Below are 21,693 nucleotides of genomic sequence, written 5' to 3'. Positions count from 1 at the left end.
GTTCGTGGGAGAGATGGTCGGAATGCCGGATGAGGGGTTACACTTCGCCGACAGCGACCATTCTCTCCCTGGACGGGAAAGGAAGCTCCCCCCACAACGCCACTTCCGGTCGCCGACGTGTCAAGTAAACCCGCCCTTCGTCTTTCACGCATTAGCAAGCGTTTCGGCCCGCTCAGGGCCAACGACGCCATTTCCTTCGACCTCAAGCGGGGCGAAGTCATTGCGCTTCTCGGGGAGAACGGTGCGGGTAAGACGACCCTGATGAACATTCTCTTCGGCCACTACGTCGCCGACGAAGGAACCGTGGAGGCCTTTGGCAAGCCGCTTCCGCCAGGAGATCCGCGCGCCGCCATTGATGCCGGCATCGGCATGGTCCACCAGCACTTCACCCTCGCCGACAACATGACGGTGCAGGAAAACATCGCCCTTGGCACGCAGAGCCTTTGGCGCCTGCGGCTCGACCGGGCCGCAGCGCGGCGGCGCATTGAACAATTGTCCGCCGATTTCGGTCTCACCGTCGATCCCGCAGCCACCTTATCCAGCCTTTCAGTCGGTGAGCGCCAGCGGGTCGAGATCCTGAAGGCCCTTTATCGCAAAGCCCGGATCCTGATTCTGGACGAGCCGACGGCCGTCTTAACCCCCGCCGAGACTGAGGCACTGTTCCGGACGCTGAAGCTGCTCGTCGTCAAGGGCCTATCGATCATCTTTATCTCTCACAAATTGCACGAAGTGATGGCTGTCAGCGATCGTGTGTTGGTTCTGCGTTCCGGCCAGCTCGTCGGCGAGCGCGAAACAAGTTCGACTGATCGCAAAGAACTGGCAGCTCTCATGGTTGGGCAGGAGATCAAGCCAGCGGACGTGAGCCCATTGAAACTGGGAGCACCGCTGCTGGCGCTCGAGCATGTCTCCGCGACGCCGTACAACGGGGCGGGCCTCGACAAGGTGTCGCTCACCCTCACGGCCGGTGAAATCACCGGCATTGCCGGCGTTGCCGGTAATGGTCAGGCTGTCCTTGCTGCCCTTATCGCCGGCATACGGCGTCCAACCAGCGGCAGCATTTCCATCGCGGGGCAGGACGTCACCGACTGGTCGCCACGCGCCGCCCTCGCCCATGGCGTGGCCCGCATTCCGGAAGATCGCCACGCGGTAGGCAGCATCGGCGACATGAGCGTGACGGAAAATGTCATCGCCGAACGCTACCGAAGCCCTCGGTTCAGCCACCTCGGCTTCCTAAATTGGAAGGCCGCCGGGCGTTTCGCCGAGAAACTCATTGCCGACTACGACGTCAAATGCCCTTCGCCCGAAGCACGCGTACGCCTACTCTCGGGCGGCAATATGCAGAAGCTCATCCTCGGCCGGGCACTTGATGGTAACCCGCAGATCATCCTAGCAAGCCAGCCAACACGCGGCCTGGATATCGGCGCCGTCGCCTATGTTCACCGCATGCTGCTTGAAGCGCGAGATCGGGGCGCCGCGATATTGCTGATTTCGGAAGACCTCGAGGAAGTCCTGGCATTATCCGACCGCATCCTCGTTATGTTCAAAGGGCGTCTTTCCACGCCGTCTGCAAGGGGCGAACACAACATTCGGGAACTGGGGGAACTGATGGCAGGCCACAGCTGGGAGCGCGGCGATCATGCGGCTTGAACCGAAACCCGCGTCGTCCTTGGCGATCACCTTGCTATTTCCGCTGGCGGCCGCAGGCACCACGCTGGTGCTGACGTCGATACTGGTTCTCATCGCCGGCGCTTCCCCACTGTCCGTCTTCTATCTTGTGGCGAAGGGGGCGGCCGGCTCACAGTTCGCCTTCCTGGAGACCTTGACCCGGGCGACGCCACTGATCTTCACGGGTTTGGCGATCGCCGTCGCCTTTCGGGCAAAACTCTGGAACATCGGCGCCGAAGCCCAACTCTACATCGGTGGCGTCGTCACCGTGGCGCTGGGAACCGGCGCACTGCCCCTGCCTTCGGTCGTGCTCATCCCGGTAATCATGGTCGCCGTCATGGCCGCAGGCGCCTTGCTTCTCCTCGGCCCAGCCGTGCTGAAGACGCGTTTCGGTGTCGACGAGGTGGTCACCACGTTGCTGCTCAACTTCATCGTCCTGCTGTTCGTATCTATGCTACTCGAAGGTATGCTCAAGGATCCGATGGGGCTCGGCTGGCCGCAATCGCAGAAGGTCATTGCCGAAGCGCAACTGCCGCGCCTCATCCAGGGCAAGCGCCTGCACTGTGGCTTCGTCATCGCCCTTGCTTCGGCCGTTCTTATCTGGGTCGTCATGAAAAAGACGGTTCTCGGCTACGAGATGCGCGCCGTCGGCTTCAATCCCGAGGGCGCTCGTTTTGTTGGCATTCTGGTCGACCGCACACTAATGAAGACGGCGTTGCTTTCGGGGGGATTGGCCGCTCTTGCGGGTTTTTCCGAAGTCTCTGGGCTCAAGGGCAACCTGACGCTCGACCTGTCGCCAGGCTACGGCTACAGCGGCATCGTCGTTGCCATGCTTGCCATGCTGAATCCGCTGGGCGTCATCGCCTCGGCCATCTTCGTCGCCGGCATCTTCGTCGGCGCCGATGCCATGAGCCGAGCGGCCAAGGTGCCGAGTTACATAGCCGACGTCATGGTCGCCACCTCGCTACTGACCATGGTTGTCGCGATCCTTCTGACGCGATTCCGGATCAGGTGGAGGTGACATGGACGCGCTCGAAATCCTCTTCACCGCCTCTTTCTGGGTTGCCGCAATCCGCATAGCATCCCCGCTGATCTTCGCGACCATGGGCGAGTTGATCTGCGAGCGCGCGGGCGTTCTTAACCTCGGCATCGAGGGGATCATGACGGCAGGCGCTTTCGCCGGCTGGTTTACCGTATATTCTGGCGGCGATCTTTGGGCCGGCTTGCTGGTCGCTGCCCTTTTCGGTGCCATGTTCGGCCTGCTGCATGCTACGCTCACGGTACCACTCGGCCTGTCGCAACACGTCGTTGGCATCGGTATTACGCTACTTGCCACGAGTCTTACCTATTTCATCTATCGCCTTGCGCTGCCCGAGGTGACGTCGCCGCCCAAAATCGAGCCGTTCCAGCCCCTGCCGATCCCGGTTCTGTCCAGAATTCCGGTCGTTGGCGAGGCACTGTTTACCCAGACGCCACTGACCTATCTCGCATTCATGTCGGTCGCCGCCGTTGCCTGGATCCTCTATCGCACGCCCATCGGTCTCGCCGTTCGTGCTGCCGGGGAAAATCCGTCAGCGGTCGAAGCGCAGGGCATTTCGGTCACTGGCATCCGCATGGGCGCCGTCGTCGTCGGTAGCGCGCTGATGGCGGTCGGCGGCGCCTTTCTCACCACCTCCGCTTTCAACTCGTTCTTCTTCCAGATGATCAATGGACGCGGCTGGATTTGCATCGCACTGGTCGTCTTTGGCTCGTGGCGGCCAGGAAAGGCGCTGATCGGCGCCGTCCTCTTCGCCGCCTTCGATGCCTATCAGGTTCGCCTGCAGCAGATATCGGGTGGCCTCGTGCCCTATCAGGTTTTCCTGATGATGCCCTATGCGCTGTCGATCCTGGCGCTGATCCTGGTCGCACGTCGTGCCGCCTATCCCAAAGCTTTGATGATCCCGTACCAGAAAGGCGAAAGATGAGTTTTGACCTGATCGTAAAAGGTGGCACGCTGCCCGATGGAAACGTCGCCGACATCGGCATCAAGGGCGATAGGATCGCCGCGATCGAGCCACGCATCGATGCAGAGGCTCGTCGCGTCATCGATGCCTCCGGCGACCTCGTCAGTCAGCCCTTTGTCGATCCGCATTTCCATATGGACGCAACATTGTCCTACGGCCTGCCACGTATCAATGCCTCAGGTACGCTGCTCGAAGGGATCGCGCTGTGGGGCGAACTCAAGCCGCTCCTGACCCACGAGGCCGTCAAGCAGCGGGCGCTGGCTTATTGCGACTGGGCGGTCTCGATGGGCCTCCTCGCCATCCGCACCCATGTCGATACCTGCGACGACCGTCTTCTTGCGGTGGAAGCGCTGCTGGAGGTCAAGAAGGAGATCGCGCCCTATATCGACCTCCAGCTTGTCGCCTTCCCGCAGGACGGGTTCTATCGCTCGCCGAATGCGCGCGAGAACACCATCCGCGCCCTCGACATGGGCGTCGACATCGTTGGTGGTATTCCGCATTTCGAGCGGACCATGTCCGATGGCACGCGTTCCGTTACCGAACTATGCGAAATCGCGGTCAAGCGCGGCCTGATGGTCGACCTGCATTGTGACGAGACGGACGACCCGTTGTCGCGCCATATCGAGCAGCTTGCCTATGAGACCCAGAGGCTCGGCCTGCAAGGCCGGGTGGCTGGCTCGCACCTCACCTCGATGCATTCGATGGACAACTATTACGTCTCGAAGCTGCTGCCACTGATTGCAGAATCCGGTGTCTCGGCAATTCCCAATCCGCTCATTAACATCATGCTGCAGGGGCGGCACGACACCTATCCCAAGCGCCGTGGCCTGACGCGAGTGCCCGAGATGCTAAAGGCCGGCATCCGCACCGGCTGGGGTCAGGATTGCGTGCTCGATCCCTGGTACTCCCTCGGTACAGCCGATATGCTCGACGTCGCCTTCATGGGATTGCACGTGGCCCAGATGTCCTCGCCCACAGACATGCGCACCTGCTTCGACATGGTCACCAAGATCAACGCCGAAATTATGGGCCTCGATCATCTCGGTCTAGCCGTGGGCAAATCCGCAAGCCTCGTCGTACTCGATGCGGGCAACCCCATCGAGGCGGTGCGCCTGCGCGCTGAGCGGATTTGTGTCGTCGCGAAGGGCAAGGTCGTGGCCGAACGCGAAAAGCGCGATACGGCCCTGTCCATCAAGGGCCGACCCGCGACCATCAACCGCCGCCACATCCTGCCACGGCAATCGTGAGTTACGAATAAAATTCGTCAGGCGAGCAGCCAAAGTAGCTACGCCAGGATCTCTTCCGCATTGGCCCAAAGGCCTCCAAGGGATCGATCAACGATGTCGGCGGAGAATTTTGACTTCTCCCTGAGCGGGAAATAAGCTAAGATTCAACCTGCTCGATATGAGTGGCACCGTGTGTTTCCGGACGACGCGATCTTCGCTGTGAGACCGTCCGGCCACATTTCCCCTGCCGGACTCTCAAAGGAGAGTCGCCATGTCGAAGCCATTGAAGAATATACTGGAACCGTCAAACGAGGCGGATGCGCAACATGACGTCGCGGTGGCGGCGGCTGTGGAACTTGCAATGGAGTTTTACGGCTGCGACGCGGTGACCGCCGCGGCCAAGCGCGCGTTCGAGGCCAGGGACCTCAATCGCGAAAGCCATTACCGGTTCTGGCTTCATATTTTCAAATCCCTGAAATCCAATCCAAACCTGATCAACGAAATCTGCCAGCCGGGGTGACGGAGCGGCTGCCTGTGGCAGCGCGTATAAACCCAACGCTCGGATTCATAGAGCTTGAGGCACTCAAGACCGAATCCGATGCAAGCCGTCCGCCAGCTCAGCGAATGCAACACCATTGATATGATTTCCGTATCAATACCGGGAAATCAATATTGGAGATCGCAAGACTGGCGGGCGCAATGTCACCGAACCGACAACACCAACAAAGGGGATCGTCATGAGGTACACTGCGCTGTGCGCGCCCGCGATCGTATCAATGGTTTTGGCTGCGAACGGCCACGCCGAAACGCTCATCGTCAACAGCTATGGCGGGCCGTACGAAACCATCATTCGGGAGCGGATCATTGAGCCTTTCGAGTCCAGGTTCGGGATCAAGGTAATCTACGACGCCGTCGGTTCGGCCTCCCAGGATTACGCCAAGATCAAGGCCACCAACGGCCGCCCTGGCTTCGATGTCGTCGTAATGACCGCTTCCCAATCGCTCGAAGGGTGCAAGGAGGGCCTGCTTGAGGAATTCTCACCAGAGGAAGTTCCCAATCTTGAGCATCTGTCATCGGTGATTGCCGGCGTTGCTGGTCCCTGCGGCGCGGTTCACGAAGTGCAGTATCTCTCGCTTCTTTACCGGACGGACAAGCTGGCAGGGCGTCCAAATTCCTGGAACGCGCTCTTGGATGATGGCCTCAAGGGCAAGATCATCCTGCCGACATTCCAAAACGTGATGGCCGCCTACCTGATGGAGATCTTCTCGGTCGCCCATGGTGGAGATCTGCTCGAGAACGTCGATCCCGGCTTTGCCGCCATGGCCAAGCTCGCCGGGCAGTCGATCGGCTTTGAGCAATCATCCTCGGTCATGGAAACGTACCTCAAAGGGGGCGACGTCTGGGCGATGCCCTTCTGGAACGGGCGCGCGCAGCTGCTCGTCGATAGCGGTTTGCCGGTCGACTATGTTCTGCCGAAGGAAGGCTCGATCCCCTTGGTCGCAACCCTGAACGTGCCGAAGCACGCGGCGAACCGAGACGCCGCTCTCAAGTTCGTCAACTTCTTTCTCGAGAAATCCAGCCAGGAGGCATGGGTCACCGGCTACAAGGTCGGCAGCGGTAGGATCGACATCGAGGTGCCCGCCGATATCCGTGCCAAGCAGATCACCACCGAGGCGGATCTGAAGGCCCTTCTATTGCCCGATCTCGCTGCGGTCGCGACACGGCTCTCCGCCTGGGGCGAACGATGGGAACGTGATGTCGTCGCGGCGGCCAAGTGAGGTAGATCATGGCCGTCATAATTTGCTCCACTCCGACAAAGCCGCTGCGCGCTGTGGTCCCTGTCAAGGGACTTCTGCCGCTCATAGCCCCATCGCTCGTCCTGGTGCTCTTCTTCGCGATTCCGATGGGCATGATGATCGGGATCAGCTTTCAAAGTCAAACGGAGGGCAGGCCGACACTTGCGAGCTATAGCCGCTTCTTCAGCAACGACCTGGTCCTTGCGGGCCTGGCCCGCACCGTCGTGATGTCCGGCCTCGTTGCGCTCTGCGTGACCGTCCTAGCCTATCCCCTCGCCTACTATCTGGCACGCGCCACGTCGCGCTGGCGAACGTTCATCTTCGCGCTTGCCATTGCGCCCGAATTGGCGGGGGTCGTGCTTCGCACCTATGGCTGGCTCATCATTCTCGAAGATCGCGGCTTCATCAATTCCGCGCTGATATGGACCGGATTGATCACGGAACCCTTGCCCTTGTCGAAGAACCTTTTCGGCGTCGTGGTTGGGCTTACTCACGTCATCCTGCCGTTTGGCGTGCTGTCGCTTCTGACGAGCCTCCAGGGTATCAACCCCAATCTGGAAAAATCTGCGCAAATTCTTGGCGCGTCACGTCTTGCTGTTATCCGGCACATCATCCTGCCGCTCTCCGTGCCGGGAATCGTAAGCTCTTTCTTGATTGGCTTCACCATGGCCGCAAGCGCATATGCGACCCCGGCCCTCCTTGGCGGCGCCGGCTTCAAAGTCATGGCCACAATGGTCTACGAGCAGGTGCTGTTCTATCTCGACTGGCCCTTCGCGGCGGTGATGGCGAATGTTCTGCTCATCCTGATGCTGGCCGCCGGCTTCATCGGATCCAGGCTGGAGTCGCGCCTCCACCAGAAACTTCACCTTTAATGTCGGGAGGCTCCAATGAACCGACTGCTCACATATCTATTCAGGACGGCGCTTGCCGCCATTCTTGCCTTCATCACCCTTCCGCTGATGGTGGTCGTCGCGGCCTCTTTCAGTCCAACTTCGACCGTGACGTTCCTGCCAAGCGAATGGACCTTGCAATGGTACGCTGCGCTCTGGGACAGCCGTTGGCTCGATCCGTTTCTACTCAGCGTCGAACTTGCCGTCATCGTGTCGCTCGCAAGCGGACTGCTCGGCGTCCTTGGGGCCTACAGCGTCGCCTACGCAAAATGTCCGGGGCACACCGCCATCATGGCGTTCCTCTTGTCACCCATGTCGGTCCCGCAAATCGTCAAGGGCGTGGCAGTCGTCCTGTTTCTGTCCTCGATTGGACTTTACGATCTGCTCGGAACGCCCGGCCTTGTCATGGCTCACATCATCCTGACGTTGCCCTACGTCGTGCGCATGGCGGCCACCGCGATGTTCGGTTTCGACAAACGGCTTGACCGCGCGGCACGCATACTGGGCGCCAGTGTCACGCAGAGGATCCGATATGTGCTGTTGCCGCTGATCCGCTCCGGCCTCTTCTCGGGGATGACTTTCGCCTTCATCATTTCCTTCAACAACATCCCGCTCTCCGTTTTCCTGGTCAGACCCGGCCAGACGACACTTCCGATTACCGTCATCAACCATCTCGAATACAGCCTGGATCCGGTGCTTGCGGCAGTGAACGTGGCGTCACTCCTCTTCATCCTTGGCGCAATCATCCTTTTCGAAAAGATCGGCGGCTTCTCCGCCCAATTTCACGGGGGTAGCAAATGACCACCATCGATATTGAACTCCTTTCCGTCAGCAAGCAGTTTGGTGCAAACCGCATCGTCGACGATATCAGCCTTGCCATCCCGAAGGGAAAATTCGTCAGCATTCTTGGCCCGTCCGGATGTGGCAAGACAACGACCCTGAACATGATCGCCGGATTTGAAGCGCCCTCAAGCGGGCAGATCCGAATTCGCGGCCAGGATCAGGCAGGCGTCCCGCCGGAAGTCCGGAAAATCGGGCTGGTCTTCCAGAGCTACGCACTCTTCCCGCATATGACGGTCGCCCAGAATGTCGGCTTTGGCCTAAAGATGCAGGGCCGATCCCGCGAGGAAATCACCGATGGCGTGTCACGGGCGTTGAAAAGTGTCCACCTCGAAGGCTTTGAGGATCGCTATCCGAAGGAACTGTCGGGGGGCCAGCAGCAACGGGTCGCGGTCGCTCGGGCGATTGCTCCCTCACCGTCGGTGCTGCTTCTCGATGAGCCGCTCTCAAACCTTGACCTCAAGCTCCGGGAAGCAATGCGCGTCGAACTGAAAGAGATCCAGGAAGATCTCGGCATGACCTTCATCTATGTCACACATGACCAGGAAGAGGCGATGGCCATGTCCGACCGGATCATCGTCATGCAGGGCGGAGTGGTGGCGCAGGAAGGAGCGCCTGCGGACATCTACGGTCACCCGAGAACCTCCTTCGTGGCGGACTTCATCGGCAAGTCCAATATCCTCCCGGCATCCGCAGAGACTGGGACCGATCGGAACCTGAAGGTATCCCTCGGCGCGGGAAAGGCGGTGCTCACAGCCGCGCGGGGAGACGATGTTGCTCCTGACAATGTGCGCTTCTGCTGCATCAGACCGGAGGCCGTCAGGCTCGCAGATGCGGCAGGGGCTCTCGACGCACCGTCAAACCGCCTGACAGGCACCGTCCAAAAGGTCGTCAATCTGGGTGCCTATCTCGAGGCCTGGATACTCGTCGATGACGGGATCACCTTGAAGTCCATGATCCGCTCGACCCGCCTCGATAAGCTCGCGGCCGGCTGCCGAGTAGACCTCGCCATCGCCCATTCCGCTGTCCAACTGCTGGAGCAATAGCGACATTTATTATCATCCATTATCAATGCGAAAGAATTGATATTGGAATGTCGATTTATCACTCCGCTAAGCTCGACGTGATCCCGAACCCGGGATCTTCCCACACGGAGGCGAAAGATACACATGAAAACAAGAGTTTCGGCAATCCAGAATGACAGCAACGTCTGCGCAGACATCGTCGGGTTCGATTTCTCCGGCTACGACGACGCGGACATTGCGGCGGTTCGATCCTACTGGCTGCAATATGGCATCATCCGCTTTCGGGCGACCGATATCACAGACCAGCAGCAGGTCGACTTCTCCCGCCACTTCGGTGATTTCGTCATTCATCCCAAGCAATTGCAGGAAGGCGGACACCCGATCCATCGCGAAATCCTGGTGATCAGCAATGTGATGAAGGACGGCAAGCCGAGTGGCGCGCTCGGCAACAGCGAAGCGACGTGGCACACAGACACATGGTTCTACGAGCGCCCACCTGCCGGCGCCATCCTCAGGGCGATCGAGGTTCCCCCTTCCGGCGGCGACACGTATTTTCTGTCAACCTACCAGGCTTTCGAAACGCTCCCCGAGGAGCTGCGCAGGGCCGTTGAGGGGCGGCAGATCTTCTTCCAGAATGTCTACGACAAGACGGGCAAATTGCGCCTCGGGAAAAGCGAACCGACGAGCACGGATTTTCGCGAGTGGAGCGGCGTCGTCCATCCGTTGGTCAGAACTCATAGCGAGACCGGCCGCAAAGCACTTTATCTTGGTGGGACGTCAGAAGGGTCGTGGATCGTCGGCATGCCGCTCGATGAAAGCAATGACCTGATCTCAAGGCTTTGGGAGCACACCACCAACACGCCTGAAGTCTTCGTCCAGAAATGGAGCGTGGGCGACATCGTGATGTGGGACAACCGTTGCACGATGCACCGGCGCGATTCATTCGACCCGAATACCATCCGGATTATGCATCGGACGACGACATCCGGCGAGCGCCCGGTCTGATTTGTGAACCATAGGGCAGATCGGAGTTTCGTCGATGACCCAGTCATACAAGATTAAGAAACAACCTGAAGCGATACCAGACACACTGCGAACACTGCTGGAGGGTGTCGAAACCGCAACCATCGGCCACTTCGAATATCTTGGATTTGTTGGGGCAGAAATTGCGCCGGTCTTTCCGGCCAAGGCCATTGGAACGGCAGTCACGGTCGCCGCGCCCGGCCGCGATGGAGCCGTCATCTACACGGCAATCGATCTGCTCCGCCCGGGAGATGTTCTCGTCATCTCCCGGGTCGATCGGGACGACGTTGCCTGCGTCGGCGGCGGTGTCGTTGCTGCTGCCCGAGCGCGTGGCGCCGTCGCCATTATCGTCGATGGTCCTTGCACCGACATCGAGGAGATCCGCACCAGCCGCTTCCCGGTCTGGTGTCGCGGAGTCTCGTCCAAGACGACCAGCCGCCGGCACCAGATCGGTGGCGCGATCAATGTCCCGATCGCCTGCGGCGGGGCTGCCGTGCTGCCCGGGCATGCGGTCCTGGCAGATACGGAGGGTGTCTTCGTTGCCGATCCCTCCGATATGCGCCGCATCGCCGACGTCGCCCTCGAGCGCCAACAGCGTTCCCTAAAGCTCCGGCCCTACCTTGAGGCCGGCCATTCCATCTTCGAATTGGATCGGATCGTATAATGAAGATTTCCCTCGTCCAGATGAACTCCCAGCCCGATCGCGACAGCAATTTGCGCGCGGCCGAGAGCCTGATGCTTCAGGCAATCGCACGCGATACACCCGATCTCATCGTTCTTCCGGAACATTTCGACTGGTCCGGCGGGGCGGCGGCAGAGAAACTGGCGGCGGCTGATTATATGCCGGGCGGCGACGCCTATCGCATGTTGCAGGCGGTCGCCGCCCGGCAAAAGGTGTGGATCCACGGCGGTAGCTTGCTCGAAAGGGTCGATGGAAGTTCGAAGATCTACAACACAACGGTCGTCTTCGACCCAGAGGGTAACGAGGTCGGCCGCTACCGCAAAGTTCACCTGTTCGACATCGAGACGCCAGATGGCAAGATCTACCGAGAATCCGCCACCGTTGCGCCTGGAGAGAGCCTGTTCGTCTATGAAGCCGGCGGTTTCAGGATCGGCTGTGCCATCTGCTACGACCTTCGCTTCCCCCGACTCTTTGATGCGCTCGCAGACGTCGGCGTCGATGTGGTCATTCTACCCGCGGCCTTCACGTTACAGACGGGAAAGGACCACTGGGAAGTGCTCTGCCGTGCGCGCGCGATAGAGCAACAGGTCTATTTCGTCGCCTGTGGTCAGTGGGGAGGCTACACTGCAGCGGACGGAGATCGCCGTTTCACCTACGGCAACTCTCTCATCTGCGACCCCTGGGGACAGGTCATAGCCCGCGCCGTCGATCAGGTCGGCGTGGTTTCCGCCCACCTCGATCTCGACCGCGTGGCGGCAGTTCGCAAGCTCATTCCCGCCGCGTCGCACAAGGTTTCGTTTGTCGATCAGGCACGCGTCTACCGAGGTAGCAGCTGCGGTGAGCGCTGCAACTCCTCCTGCATCTCGCTTGTGCAGACCTTCGGGGCACCAATTTCTTCTAGTAGCACGTAGACAACGCCCCCCTGAAAATGGACCTCCAATCTCCATCCTCGGGTAATCGGACACCAGATATGACCGCTTTTGTCACGCAAACGCTCGGCAGCTATATCGCCGAGGAGGCACTCGCCCGTGTTCCCGGCGACGTCATCGACAAGGCCAAGCTTTGCCTCCTGGACTCGCTTGGCTGCCTGTTCGGAGGGCATCAGCTGCCGATGGCTGGCATGCTGGAGGTACTGCGGGCGGACGGCGAGGTCGCCCCCTCCTCCGGCACACCTGTCAGCGGCTGTGCCGCACCGGCGGCTGCCGCCTTCGTCAAGGCAACTTTGATCAATGCGCTCGACTTCGACGACATCTACGAGAAGGGCCACCCTGGAGCCACGGTGATTGCAGCAGCCTTATCGGTCGCTGAGTACACGAAGTGTTCGGGCACAGAATTACTCGAGGCCGTGATCGCCGGCTATGAGGTGAGTTGCCGCGTTGGCATCTCGCTGGCTCACGTCCAGCCCAGAAAGGCGATTCACGGCCATGGGACTTGGCAGATATTCGGTGCAGCAGCCGCGGCCGCGAAACTCATGCGTCTCGACGCCGGGCGAGCGGCGCATGCAATCGCGATCGCCGCTGCGAATGCGCCAGTCGCGTCCGTCATGAAGACCGTCTACGGAGACACGCCATCGATGGCGAAGAACAACTTCGGCATGGCCGCGCAAATGGGCGTCTTGGCCGCGCGCCTTGCCGCTGCCGACTACGAGGGGCCTTTGGATGTTTTCGAGGGGGAGACAGGTTTCTGGCGGATGGCGGGCGCCGACGAGTGTCGTTTCGATCGATTGACCAACGGCTTGGGTGGCGCCTACGAAATTCTCCGGGTTGGCTTCAAGCCCTTCAGTTGCTGTCGGCTCATCCAAAGCAGTGTCCAAGCCAGCCGCGACGTCGTCCGGATGGCCAGCATTGATCCCGCCGACGGCTTGCATGCCAAGCTAGTCGTGACCGCACCTCCGATCGTATGCGAACCGCCATTTAGCGAAGCGCGTCCGCGCCACATGTGGGCAGCGCAGTTCAGCGCACCGCACGCTATCGCTATGGCAGTGTTCGGCGTTGAGCCGGGTCCCGACTGGTTCGTGGATGACTGGCTCAATGACGAGATCGCCGGGCGGTTCCAAGACAGTATCGAGCTGAGGCCACATACTATCCACGCCTCACCTCAAAGCGTTCACGCCGCAAGCGCTTACTTGCAGTTGCGCGACGGGCAGAGCTTCGAAAGGCACGTAGACGTTGCGGAGGGAGAGGCAAGTAACCCCATGCGGAAATCAGCTCTCGAGGCCAAGTTCCTGCGGCTTGCAAGCCCTGTCGTGGGAGACAGCGGTGCTTGCGAAGCCATTGATAACGTGTACGCGCTGGATAAAGCGGGATCGCTCCGGCCGCTTCTCCGTTTATTGGTCAGCTGATACCGGCATGTTCCGGCATGCTAAGCCTGCAACCGCAAATCAGCACTGCGGGGACGGAGTTCCCCACCGCCCTTCCCGCTGACCTGCATCACGACCTCAGCGAAGACGTGCGGGCAGCCAAATTCTCCAGTCATTCGCTGCGCGCCGCTTGGCCTCGTCGGCCGAAGTCGACAAGCGCCACGTGCAAAAGCAGTTTGGCCATGCGCGTGCGGAAATGAACCACAGGTACCACCGCCGACGCGACCGATTTAGGGTCAATCTGACGAAGGCCTCCGGGCTGTAGGAATCTTACCCCGCCAGCATGCGCGCGAGCATATTTCTGATGTGGTCCTGCGCGCCATAGAAAATTGCCGCGACAACGATTGCGCGGCTATGCTCCACCGGAAGAAACCAAATAGCCGCCTTGTCCCGCCGAAGAAACCGGATTCCGGGATGATTTGCAAATGCTGCCGCGGCCGCTCCCATCCCCATCCCGCCAGGTGTCGCGGCTGCGCGCGCCTCTCCCCACTGCTCGCGGCGCGAAATCTCCAGGTCACAATCTACGGTTCGGCTCTTAGCGCCAGAAGTCGTTCATCAAAAGACGACAAAAATGTATCCGAACCTTTCCTTTAATCCCTGCGCTCCAGATGGGAAATTGCTCCCCGTCGCATGACGTCGACAATTCCACGGAGAATGGTGATGGAGAGCACACCCAGATACATTTCACTTGCGGAAATGAAGCGCCTCGGCGTCCGTCTCGAGGCATCCGCGCTCCACGATGCTGCCAGGGCAGCTTGGTCCGACATCCGCTTGGGCCGGGCCCATGGCCTGAAATCTGTTTTGTCCTTTCCCGAAGCCGACTTGTGGAACCAACCCCAGTTTGAAGCTTACCGGGATACGTTGCAAGGCGAGCGATTAGGCTGGAAGCTCTCTGCGCTCTCCAGCGTCGGGACCAGATACGCCGCCGTCAAGGTGGTCGGTGCCAATGCGATAAACCGTCGATTGGGTCGGCCTCGTTCGACGTCGACGATCCTGCTGCTCGACAACTTCACGCTGCGCCCGCTTTGCGTGATGGACGGAACCGATATCTCAGCCGCAAGAACGGCAACCTATGCCTCAATGGCGCTTGAACTTTTCTTTCCCAAAACAGAAGAACTTTCCGTCTTCCTCTTTGGAGCAGGCCCCATCGCCGAGCAGATCATCAGAGTGCTCGGTCATTTCGGAGCCGGCATCGTCTCGAAGATATTCGTGCGCAGCCGCTCAGGCGCTTCCGCGCACCAACTCGTTAAAAGACACAGACAGCCGCCCGGAATTCGGCTTGAAGCTGTCGCGGATAATCAGAGGCTGCGTGATTGCCGGTTTGTCATCACCGCTACCAATGCCAGCGCACCGGTGTTTGATACCGCAGAGATTTGCGCAAATGCCGTTGTCCTGCATCTTGGGGGAGACGAGACGCCATCCGGCCACATCCAAGAAGTTCTTCGGTCCGGACTGGCGCTCTGTGACGACATTTCCATGGTGTCGCGGCGAAACTCCCAAAGCCTGGCGCTCTACTTCTCACGCAAGGGATCAACATTGGAGCAGCTTGGCCCAGTGCTCGGTGTCTTGAACTTAAAGGATTTCTGCGACGCGGGCGGCGGATCGGAATTCCCGATCCTCATTACGTGCGTGGGCCTGCCTATGCTCGACCTTTACGTCGCCGCTCATGTTTACGAAACCTGGTTCTCGGCAGATGTTGGCACGGCGTCATCCGTCCACTCATCTAACACAAACTGATGGCCGGCAGCCCAAACTTTACGGAGGGCACGGATGTATGTCACCGAAACCTTCTCAGAGTATCTGGCGACCTATTCTTCCGCTGCTCTGCCGCCCGATCTGAGGTTAAGTGCGGCCTGTTGCATTGTGGATGCAGTCACCGCGTACGTCGTCGGCTGCGATGTTCCAAGTGCTCGCGCAGCCCGCGAGGTCGCAAGGTACGATTTTAAAGCCGGTCGCGCATCGGTCTGGTTTACGGGGGAAAGTCTCGGTGTCATTGCCGCGGCGTTCTGTAATGCGGCATCCGTCTCCGCACTCGATTTCGACGACGGTCACCGCGCCGCGCGTGGTCATCCCGGCGCGGCCGTGATACCGGTAGCACTCTCCGTGGCATCTACCATCGGCGCATCCGCCGACGACCTCCTAACTGCAGTCGCTCTCGGATACGAGACCGGAATTCGCATTGCCGTGGCGCAGAACCCGCAAGCGATCAAAAGCCGGCAATCGGGACGTTGGACCGGCTACGCAGCTGCGGCCACGGCAGGCCGCCTCTACAGAACCGCCCCCCCGGCACTCGCCCACGCACTCGCCGTGGCCGGAGTGCTCGCACCGAACCAGGAGGCAAACGGAAGCTCCGGCTATGCTGACCTCACCGGGAACGACGTCAAGGAGGGTATTCCCTGGAGTGTCGTGACGGGCCTGACCGCATTGCGCCTCGCAGAGGGGGGATTTACCGGACCGCAAGATTTGCTCGATCATACGTCGCACTTCGACTGGAAGAGTATGATCGCGCACTTGGGTGATCCAACGGAGATCTCGAGGGTCTATTTCAAACCCTATTCCTGCTGCCGCTACATCCATCCCGCTCTTGATGCCTTTGCTGCGCTTTCGGAAGTTGCTGACATCAGGACTGAACAAATCGCATCAATCGAAGTTCAGACCTTTCAATGGGCTCTCCGACTCTCAAACACCGTGTCTCCCAGGACATTGACGGAGATCCAATACAGCTTGCCCTATTGCATGGCGATTGCTGTTGTTGACGGGCCTGCGGCACTGGCGCCAGTCGGTGATGCGCAGCTGGATAGGCCCGACCTCCTCGAATTCGCCCGCAAGGTTCATCTCTCGGTCAATCCTGAGATCGACGCACGCTTTCCGACAGACACCCTTGCGCGGGTATGCCTGCAAATGATCGACGGCAGATTGATCACCTCTAAGGTAACCTCGCCGCGCGGGGACAAGGCGCGCCCCTTAGTCTGGGAAGATCTCATCAATAAGTTCTCGGCAACAACGCGGGGCAAGCTTTCTCCCAAGGCACAAAATACTGTCCTGCAGGCTTTTGAGGCTCTGAAAAAAGGAGATGCTGCTCCCCTCCTCCAGCGCCTGAGGATGCGATTGATCGACTGACATGTCGACCACTGCCCCCTGTGTCAGTCGGATCATCCGTCGGCGATATCTCGTAATTGCGGCCGCGGCTGCACATCGTCGGCGTCGGCGCGAGAGCCAAGCTCTGGCAGAAGCCGTCAGACAAGACGGCCATTCCTGACAACTATACAGCCTCCAATCACGACATGCCTGACGCGGCTCAGATTAACGTGGTCGACAACGATCAGGTCTGCACGCTTGCCTTTTTCAATCAGCCCGCGGTCACCGGCCATTTGAGTGAAGACGCGCGCGACATTCCCGGTCGCAAGGGCAACGGCCTCTGCCGCAGACAACTGCTTCTTTCTGACCACCCGCTGGATCGCTTCAAGAATTCCATCCCAATGCCCGCCGGCAAAATCGGTCGAAATCGTATCGACACAGCCCGCGTCGATCAGCGCATCGAGGTTGGAGGGATCGTTGCGCCAGCGGGTCCCGATACAATCCAATGTCGAAACATCGATGATAGCCCCCTTTCGTCTCAGGTTCTGAGCAATCGAGACTGCCTCGTCCGGAAGAAAGCTCGGGTGATTGCTATGACCGGCGACGAAACGTGCCTTCGGGTGCTTCTCGACCACGGCGATCAAACGCTTCGCAGATGGCGCCGCGTTGTGGAAGATCGCGGGATATCCGACCCGCTCGGCTTCGCGGGCGATTTGATCGAATCCGGCCAGCGAGAGGGCAACCGAAGGCATCACCGATTGCGTAATGATGTCGCGAACGCGATCCGCTCCGGTGACCCCGGAAAGACCGCAACGCTCCAGCTCGTCGATCAGTGTCAAATTCGCTAGGCCGTCTACCGGATCGAGATAGCGGCCAAGGACGGCGCTCTTCAAGCGCCTCGCGGCTGCGGGCGTCACTTCGACCCCGAACTCCTGCAAGAACGCTTGCGGGATGAACCTGTATTCTTGCGCGCCACCACCCAGTGTCTGCCCGCCACCTGCCTCACCAAGCGCGACCGCGCCGGAGGCCAACAGGTCATCTATCGTCGCACTCAGGTGCCGTGCCGAAAGTCCCTTGCCGTCGACCACAAGCGCCGCCTCGATGTTTTTCGGAGTGTGAGCCGTGGAAATGCGGATATCCATTGCATGAGGTTCAGCCTCGTTGACATCTACTTCGTCAGCCATGGCCAGGCCGCAGACGTTGAGAAGGGTCGTTGTTCCCTGAAGAAGATGGCGGTTTCGGAAGTAGGCGACATCTTCGCCTTCAAATGGCTTCGAACCGCTCGGCATGGAAGGCCCCCGAATACATCCATGCGCATGTGCGTTTATGAGACCTGGCATAACGATGCCGCCGGCTGCATCGATGGTTTCTCGCGCCGCGATTTCAGCGCCTGCGGCAACCTCCGCGACTTCGATACCGGCGATCCTTCCCTTCCGGACATAGACGGCAGCCCGTTTGTGAAACGTCTTGCCGTCGCCGGTGATTAGACCCCCATTTCGGATTACCAGATCCATGACAGATGTTCCTTTTCGTCAGCCGGGATGCTGTCCTAGTCGCCGGTCCCTTCGCCCGGCCGATCCGCCTTGTGCTGCGATTGCTCCTGACTGGAACCATCGAGCATGTAGCCGGACGATCGAACCGTTCGGATGAGATCAGGGCCACCGGCCACGCTAAGCGCCTTGCGCAGTCGACCAATATGGACATTGACCGTCTTGAGGTCGACGAAACGACGCTCGGGCCAACCAGCTTCGATGAGTTGTGCGCGACTGCACGTCTGCTCGCGGTTCTCCATCAGGAACTGAAGCAATCGGAATTCGATCGGTCCCAAGTGGACGTTGATGCCCAAACGCCTGACGCTGTGCCTGTTGGTATTCAGTTCAATTCCTGCACAGGCGAGAATATGACCGTCGCTCGCCATTGGACCCGACGCGTGCGGAAGGAGGATACGGTCGCAAAGGAAGCTGAGTAGCTTGGAAGGAGCAATCGGTCTTACGAAATTCTCGTCAATACCGGCCTTCAGCAGATCGATAAACCGACTTTCCGCACCAGGTCCAATCAATCCGACCGTCGTGATCCCGAATGTCCGCGGCTCCTGTTTCAGCTTTACACAGGCTGCAGGAGCCCAATCTTCTCCCGATCGACAATCGAGAAGGATGGCTCCGACATCGTACTCGCCTGCAAGATGGACAATCTCCTCGACCCCGGAACCAAGAATGACCTGATATCCCTCGGATTCCAGGATATGGACGAGCAGCAAGTAGTAATCTGGATCGGTCGAACCAATCAGGATCTGGCGCCGCGCTGAACTCAAAGACTTCTCCTCTTTAGGCTTTACGTCTGTTGTTGATCACAGCACGAATCCGAGTGAGACTTCCGACATCTGCAGAAAGAACTCCTGCTACGGCCATCGTGTTGCCAATGGAGCACGGCCGGCCAAGGCGCCGCATTGGCCACTCAGCGCGTTTCAGAATGCGCTCGAAACGCAAGTCAGTGGCCGTGACGACCTCGCGGTAGCCGTTCGCCATCGACCACTCGATGATGCCGGCGAACATCTTCAGCGTGGTCCTGTGGAGATGCCCCTGCGTCCTGCCTTCGTCGAGCGCAGTGTCGACACAAAAGCGCGAGCTTTCGACCATGCCCGCGTGAGCGTCCAGCCGTCGCGATGAGAGGAGTTGCGGGAAGGTATTGGCGAGCATCGTCGGCCCGGTGGCAGGGAGAAGCCTCGCGCAACCCGCTACCGCACGCGTGGCCGTGACAGCCAGGATATAGGTAGGATTGAATTGATCGTAAGCATCGGATTCACGACCGTCCCTTATGTCTACATCCCAGCCCAGCCTGTCGCCAAAGACGCGGGCACGCAACCGATGCATCGAGTCGATCAGGTCCGCAAATTCTCCGCGCCCTGCGGCAGGTACATCCAGTATCTCCATCACCAATCTCCGAAGAAATCTCCGTCGCTGGCTACTGGACACGAGTTTTGCCGCTCGGACGACTAATAGAATCAGCAGTCGTGTGCTCGCCCCAACCGTGCATGAATATCGCAGATGTGAGTAGTTCGATGACGAGCGAACTGCGTCGCACCGCCGAAATAGGTGCGAATCCACACGTGAAGCAACAGGGCGCGGAGCCGCCGAAGAGCCGATTTCCGGGCTTGGATGGCGCAGATTGGAGGCCACGAATTTCAATGTACAAGCACACCGCCCAAGCCTACGTACCGGTCCCGCATCCGGAACGGGTCGCGGAAACGGTCTGCGCGCGTTCCGGAGACTATTGCCGCTCGATCGACGATATGGGCGCCGATAGGTTGCTCGACTTCGGCGACGCGCGTGCGATCCTGAGGCTGACGGATGAAGGTCTGCACCTCCAAGTCGACGCGCAGGACACCATCACCTTCTATGGCATCAGGACACTTCTGCTGGGAAGCCTGTGCGCCGTCGCGAAGTTTTCAGGTGAAAACGTTGAGTGGCACTCGGCCGGCAGCGTGCCTTTCGGCGCGATGTAAGGATGCCGCGCAAGCGGTGGCCCGCCTTGGACCTTTGCGGGTACCCTTTAGTCGCTCAGCATGGTTGTCCGCACGGGTTCGCAGTTCTGGCAAAGCGCCCTTTCCCGCATAGCCCCATTTTCGGTCCCCGACGGCAGACAATATCCTCGCCACCATCAGACGTCTCTGCGGCAAATCTTCGAAATCAGAAAGTGCATTTAAAATCATACATTACCGCCTCACTCTGATGTAACGTGAACACGGCAATCGATGAGAAAGGGCTTTGCGACAGATAGCGCGCACGGCATCGGGCTCTATTGAATTCGCAGCCCTCGCTCGCGCTCCACGCGATGAGACTGGATTCTCAGAGGCAAATGCACTAAGTATAGCCAAGTTAGCTAAACGGAACTCCCATGCAAGTTACAATCCATAACGCCAAAACGAATCTGTCCAAACTCATCGAGGCGGCAAAGGCTGGCGAAGAAGTTGTCATCGCGAAGGGCAAGACCCCTGTTGCCCGGATCGTTGCTATTCCACAAAGCAAGTTCACCGTCGGGCTGCTGAAGGGCAAGGTCACAGGGCAGGGACCGGATTTCTTTAAGCCGATGAGTGAAGATGAACTCGCTCTTTGGGAAGGCGCGGTGTGACAGCTGTGCTTCTGGATACCCATGCTTGGGCATGGTCACTAACGGGCGATATGCGCCTGTCCACCAAGGCAACCGCTCTCATCACGGAGGCTGACAGCGTTTTTGTCAGCCCCATCAGTTTCTTCGAGATTGGGCAGAAAGTCCGTATCGGCAAGTGGCCGGAGATGGAACCATTCATCAATGACTTGCCGAGCTTGCTGGCTGAACAGGGTGGCAGAGTTGCGGCATTGGCGCCGGAAGTGTGTTTAAAAGGGGCGACCCTCGCCTGGGAGCATCGCGACCCATTCGACCGATTGCTGGCGGCGACCACGCTCGCTCTTGGAATCCCGCTGATTTCAGCGGACGAAGTTTTCGACACGCTCCCGGATATTAGCCGATTGTGGTGACTTCTGCCCCAGACGTCTCTGGTCCGATGGTACGCCTCCAAACATGATCGAATCAATTACTTGACGGGCAGTTGGCAGCGCCACCCCGCTTCACCGAAGAGCAGGGCCAGTACCTCGCCTTCATCTGGGCCTATAGCCAGATCAACGAACGTGCGCCGGCCGAGCGTGACCTGCAACGCTATTTCGGCGTCCCCCCCACCATCTGTCCACCAAATGATGCTCACCCTCGAGCGGGCCGGCTTAATCCGAAGGAAACCCGGCGTGGCCCGAAGCATCGCACTGCTCGTCAATCACGCCAGCCTACCCGCGCTGCAACCCAACCAACCCGTCAAATCCTCTGTGCAGAGGTACTAAGGCCTGAAACCTTGCCGCTTTTCCTGGGAATAGATGCCGGCGAGATTGATGCTCCCAACTCAGTGGCAAGGAATGTTCAGCAATTCGGAACATCCTTCGCTGTGCTCGGGCGGCGGTGCGGCCGAGATAGATCGTGTTCCGGTGCACAATGGCGCCGATGTGCGCGAGGATCGTAAGATGGCGACCGCCGCGCGAAATGCCCGCTTCAGCATGAGCGCTGACGCAAATACCCCCTTTG

At 59.5% G+C, this 21,693-nt stretch carries 21 protein-coding genes and 2 pseudogenes; 19 read left to right on the top strand and 4 right to left on the bottom strand.

Features of this window, described 5'->3' with window-relative positions:
- Nucleotides 1–117 precede the first annotated feature (117 nt).
- The 14 genes and pseudogenes from PWG15_RS24235 to PWG15_RS24170 all read left to right on the top strand — a co-directional run.
- Entirely contained in the window at nucleotides 118–1,647 is a 1,530-nt protein-coding gene (locus PWG15_RS24235) for an ABC transporter ATP-binding protein (RefSeq protein WP_275026595.1), read from the top strand.
- Entirely contained in the window at nucleotides 1,637–2,686 is a 1,050-nt protein-coding gene (locus PWG15_RS24230; RefSeq protein ID WP_275026594.1) for an ABC transporter permease, read from the top strand. Before PWG15_RS24235 ends, PWG15_RS24230 begins: the two co-directional genes overlap by 11 nt.
- A gap of 1 nt (nucleotide 2,687) precedes the next feature.
- On the top strand, nucleotides 2,688–3,629 hold the full coding sequence (locus tag PWG15_RS24225) for an ABC transporter permease (RefSeq protein ID WP_275026593.1): 942 nt from the start codon (nucleotides 2,688–2,690) through the stop codon (nucleotides 3,627–3,629).
- A complete protein-coding gene (locus tag PWG15_RS24220) occupies nucleotides 3,626–4,915 on the top strand; it encodes an amidohydrolase family protein (RefSeq protein ID WP_275026592.1) in 1,290 nt (429 codons plus the stop codon). Before PWG15_RS24225 ends, PWG15_RS24220 begins: the two co-directional genes overlap by 4 nt.
- Nucleotides 4,916–5,165: 250 nt before the next feature.
- Entirely contained in the window at nucleotides 5,166–5,414 is a 249-nt protein-coding gene (locus PWG15_RS24215; RefSeq protein ID WP_275026591.1) for a Y4oE-related protein, read from the top strand.
- A gap of 217 nt (nucleotides 5,415–5,631) precedes the next feature.
- Complete coding sequence (locus PWG15_RS24210) at nucleotides 5,632–6,672, top strand: ABC transporter substrate-binding protein (protein ID WP_275026590.1); 1,041 nt, start codon at nucleotides 5,632–5,634, stop codon at nucleotides 6,670–6,672.
- 125 nt (nucleotides 6,673–6,797) lie between these two features.
- Nucleotides 6,798–7,562 (top strand): ABC transporter permease, encoded by a 765-nt coding sequence (locus PWG15_RS24205; RefSeq protein ID WP_275027195.1) that lies wholly within the window; start codon nucleotides 6,798–6,800, stop codon nucleotides 7,560–7,562.
- A 15-nt stretch (nucleotides 7,563–7,577) separates the two neighbouring features.
- The gene (locus PWG15_RS24200) at nucleotides 7,578–8,381 is read left to right on the top strand and encodes an ABC transporter permease (protein WP_275026589.1); all 804 of its coding nucleotides are present in this window, start codon (nucleotides 7,578–7,580) and stop codon (nucleotides 8,379–8,381) included.
- Complete coding sequence (locus PWG15_RS24195) at nucleotides 8,378–9,466, top strand: ABC transporter ATP-binding protein (protein ID WP_275026588.1); 1,089 nt, start codon at nucleotides 8,378–8,380, stop codon at nucleotides 9,464–9,466. The genes PWG15_RS24200 and PWG15_RS24195 overlap by 4 nt, the downstream gene beginning before the upstream one ends.
- Nucleotides 9,467–9,589: 123 nt before the next feature.
- A complete protein-coding gene (locus PWG15_RS24190; protein ID WP_425536809.1) occupies nucleotides 9,590–10,450 on the top strand; it encodes a TauD/TfdA dioxygenase family protein in 861 nt (286 codons plus the stop codon).
- Nucleotides 10,451–10,484: 34 nt separating this feature from the next.
- A complete protein-coding gene (locus PWG15_RS24185) occupies nucleotides 10,485–11,132 on the top strand; it encodes an RraA family protein (protein WP_275026587.1) in 648 nt (215 codons plus the stop codon).
- The gene (locus tag PWG15_RS24180) at nucleotides 11,132–12,061 is read left to right on the top strand and encodes a carbon-nitrogen hydrolase family protein (protein ID WP_275026585.1); all 930 of its coding nucleotides are present in this window, start codon (nucleotides 11,132–11,134) and stop codon (nucleotides 12,059–12,061) included. The genes PWG15_RS24185 and PWG15_RS24180 overlap by 1 nt, the downstream gene beginning before the upstream one ends.
- A gap of 59 nt (nucleotides 12,062–12,120) precedes the next feature.
- Nucleotides 12,121–13,491: an MmgE/PrpD family protein gene (locus PWG15_RS24175; RefSeq protein ID WP_275026584.1), complete on the top strand. Its 1,371-nt coding sequence runs from the start codon at nucleotides 12,121–12,123 to the stop codon at nucleotides 13,489–13,491.
- Nucleotides 13,492–13,577: 86 nt separating this feature from the next.
- Nucleotides 13,578–13,774 (top strand): annotated as a pseudogene (locus PWG15_RS24170) (integrase); the annotation flags it as partial.
- Between the two features lie 5 nt (nucleotides 13,775–13,779).
- Here PWG15_RS24170 and PWG15_RS24165 read toward each other — a convergent pair.
- A pseudogene (locus tag PWG15_RS24165) lies at nucleotides 13,780–13,926 on the bottom strand (type II toxin-antitoxin system RelE/ParE family toxin); the annotation flags it as partial.
- A gap of 243 nt (nucleotides 13,927–14,169) precedes the next feature.
- Here PWG15_RS24165 and PWG15_RS24160 point away from each other — a divergent pair.
- Nucleotides 14,170–15,246 carry an ornithine cyclodeaminase gene (locus PWG15_RS24160; protein WP_275026583.1) on the top strand — a complete coding sequence of 359 codons (1,077 nt, stop codon included), beginning with the start codon at nucleotides 14,170–14,172 and terminating at the stop codon, nucleotides 15,244–15,246.
- A gap of 33 nt (nucleotides 15,247–15,279) precedes the next feature.
- A complete protein-coding gene (locus PWG15_RS24155) occupies nucleotides 15,280–16,629 on the top strand; it encodes an MmgE/PrpD family protein (RefSeq protein ID WP_275026582.1) in 1,350 nt (449 codons plus the stop codon).
- A gap of 116 nt (nucleotides 16,630–16,745) precedes the next feature.
- On the opposite strand, the gene PWG15_RS24150 is transcribed toward PWG15_RS24155, so the two are convergent.
- From PWG15_RS24150 to traI, 3 genes are read right to left on the bottom strand one after another with little or no spacing between them, the layout of a single operon-like run.
- The gene (locus tag PWG15_RS24150; RefSeq protein ID WP_275026581.1) at nucleotides 16,746–18,101 is read right to left on the bottom strand and encodes an amidohydrolase family protein; all 1,356 of its coding nucleotides are present in this window, start codon (nucleotides 18,099–18,101) and stop codon (nucleotides 16,746–16,748) included.
- Between the two features lie 35 nt (nucleotides 18,102–18,136).
- Nucleotides 18,137–18,898, bottom strand: coding sequence for a winged helix-turn-helix transcriptional regulator (locus tag PWG15_RS24145; RefSeq protein WP_275026580.1), 762 nt, complete (start codon nucleotides 18,896–18,898; stop codon nucleotides 18,137–18,139).
- Between the two features lie 13 nt (nucleotides 18,899–18,911).
- The gene (gene traI, locus PWG15_RS24140; RefSeq protein WP_275026579.1) at nucleotides 18,912–19,517 is read right to left on the bottom strand and encodes an acyl-homoserine-lactone synthase; all 606 of its coding nucleotides are present in this window, start codon (nucleotides 19,515–19,517) and stop codon (nucleotides 18,912–18,914) included.
- A gap of 128 nt (nucleotides 19,518–19,645) precedes the next feature.
- Between traI and rctB the strand changes: the two genes are divergently transcribed.
- From rctB to PWG15_RS24125, 3 genes are all read left to right on the top strand, one after another.
- A complete protein-coding gene (gene rctB / locus PWG15_RS24135; RefSeq protein WP_275026578.1) occupies nucleotides 19,646–20,089 on the top strand; it encodes an SMa0974 family conjugal transfer regulator in 444 nt (147 codons plus the stop codon).
- A gap of 392 nt (nucleotides 20,090–20,481) precedes the next feature.
- The gene (locus tag PWG15_RS24130; protein ID WP_058323408.1) at nucleotides 20,482–20,715 is read left to right on the top strand and encodes a type II toxin-antitoxin system Phd/YefM family antitoxin; all 234 of its coding nucleotides are present in this window, start codon (nucleotides 20,482–20,484) and stop codon (nucleotides 20,713–20,715) included.
- Entirely contained in the window at nucleotides 20,712–21,101 is a 390-nt protein-coding gene (locus PWG15_RS24125; protein WP_058323407.1) for a type II toxin-antitoxin system VapC family toxin, read from the top strand. Before PWG15_RS24130 ends, PWG15_RS24125 begins: the two co-directional genes overlap by 4 nt.
- Nucleotides 21,102–21,693 lie beyond the last annotated feature (592 nt).

Source organism: Ensifer adhaerens, assembly GCF_028993555.1.
Taxonomy (GTDB): domain Bacteria; phylum Pseudomonadota; class Alphaproteobacteria; order Rhizobiales; family Rhizobiaceae; genus Ensifer; species Ensifer adhaerens_I.
The sequence above is the reverse complement of the archived record's forward strand: the minus strand, read 5'-3'. Positions and strand labels throughout refer to the sequence as shown.

What these genes read in the sequence shown, in the direction of transcription:
- PWG15_RS24230 (WP_275026594.1), top strand. Translation starts at nt 1,637, where the DNA reads ATGCGGCTTGAACCGAAACCCGCGTCGTCCTTGGCGATCACCTTGCTA.
- PWG15_RS24225 (WP_275026593.1), top strand. Translation starts at nt 2,688, where the DNA reads ATGGACGCGCTCGAAATCCTCTTCACCGCCTCTTTCTGGGTTGCCGCA.
- PWG15_RS24220 (WP_275026592.1), top strand. Translation starts at nt 3,626, where the DNA reads ATGAGTTTTGACCTGATCGTAAAAGGTGGCACGCTGCCCGATGGAAAC.
- PWG15_RS24215 (WP_275026591.1), top strand. Translation starts at nt 5,166, where the DNA reads ATGTCGAAGCCATTGAAGAATATACTGGAACCGTCAAACGAGGCGGAT.
- PWG15_RS24210 (WP_275026590.1), top strand. Translation starts at nt 5,632, where the DNA reads ATGAGGTACACTGCGCTGTGCGCGCCCGCGATCGTATCAATGGTTTTG.
- PWG15_RS24205 (WP_275027195.1), top strand. Translation starts at nt 6,798, where the DNA reads ATGGGCATGATGATCGGGATCAGCTTTCAAAGTCAAACGGAGGGCAGG.
- PWG15_RS24200 (WP_275026589.1), top strand. Translation starts at nt 7,578, where the DNA reads ATGAACCGACTGCTCACATATCTATTCAGGACGGCGCTTGCCGCCATT.
- PWG15_RS24195 (WP_275026588.1), top strand. Translation starts at nt 8,378, where the DNA reads ATGACCACCATCGATATTGAACTCCTTTCCGTCAGCAAGCAGTTTGGT.
- PWG15_RS24190 (WP_425536809.1), top strand. Translation starts at nt 9,590, where the DNA reads ATGAAAACAAGAGTTTCGGCAATCCAGAATGACAGCAACGTCTGCGCA.
- PWG15_RS24185 (WP_275026587.1), top strand. Translation starts at nt 10,485, where the DNA reads ATGACCCAGTCATACAAGATTAAGAAACAACCTGAAGCGATACCAGAC.
- PWG15_RS24180 (WP_275026585.1), top strand. Translation starts at nt 11,132, where the DNA reads ATGAAGATTTCCCTCGTCCAGATGAACTCCCAGCCCGATCGCGACAGC.
- PWG15_RS24175 (WP_275026584.1), top strand. Translation starts at nt 12,121, where the DNA reads ATGACCGCTTTTGTCACGCAAACGCTCGGCAGCTATATCGCCGAGGAG.
- PWG15_RS24160 (WP_275026583.1), top strand. Translation starts at nt 14,170, where the DNA reads ATGGAGAGCACACCCAGATACATTTCACTTGCGGAAATGAAGCGCCTC.
- PWG15_RS24155 (WP_275026582.1), top strand. Translation starts at nt 15,280, where the DNA reads ATGTATGTCACCGAAACCTTCTCAGAGTATCTGGCGACCTATTCTTCC.
- PWG15_RS24150 (WP_275026581.1), bottom strand. Translation starts at nt 18,101, where the DNA reads ATGGATCTGGTAATCCGAAATGGGGGTCTAATCACCGGCGACGGCAAG.
- traI (WP_275026579.1), bottom strand. Translation starts at nt 19,517, where the DNA reads ATGGAGATACTGGATGTACCTGCCGCAGGGCGCGGAGAATTTGCGGAC.
- rctB (WP_275026578.1), top strand. Translation starts at nt 19,646, where the DNA reads ATGACGAGCGAACTGCGTCGCACCGCCGAAATAGGTGCGAATCCACAC.
- PWG15_RS24130 (WP_058323408.1), top strand. Translation starts at nt 20,482, where the DNA reads ATGCAAGTTACAATCCATAACGCCAAAACGAATCTGTCCAAACTCATC.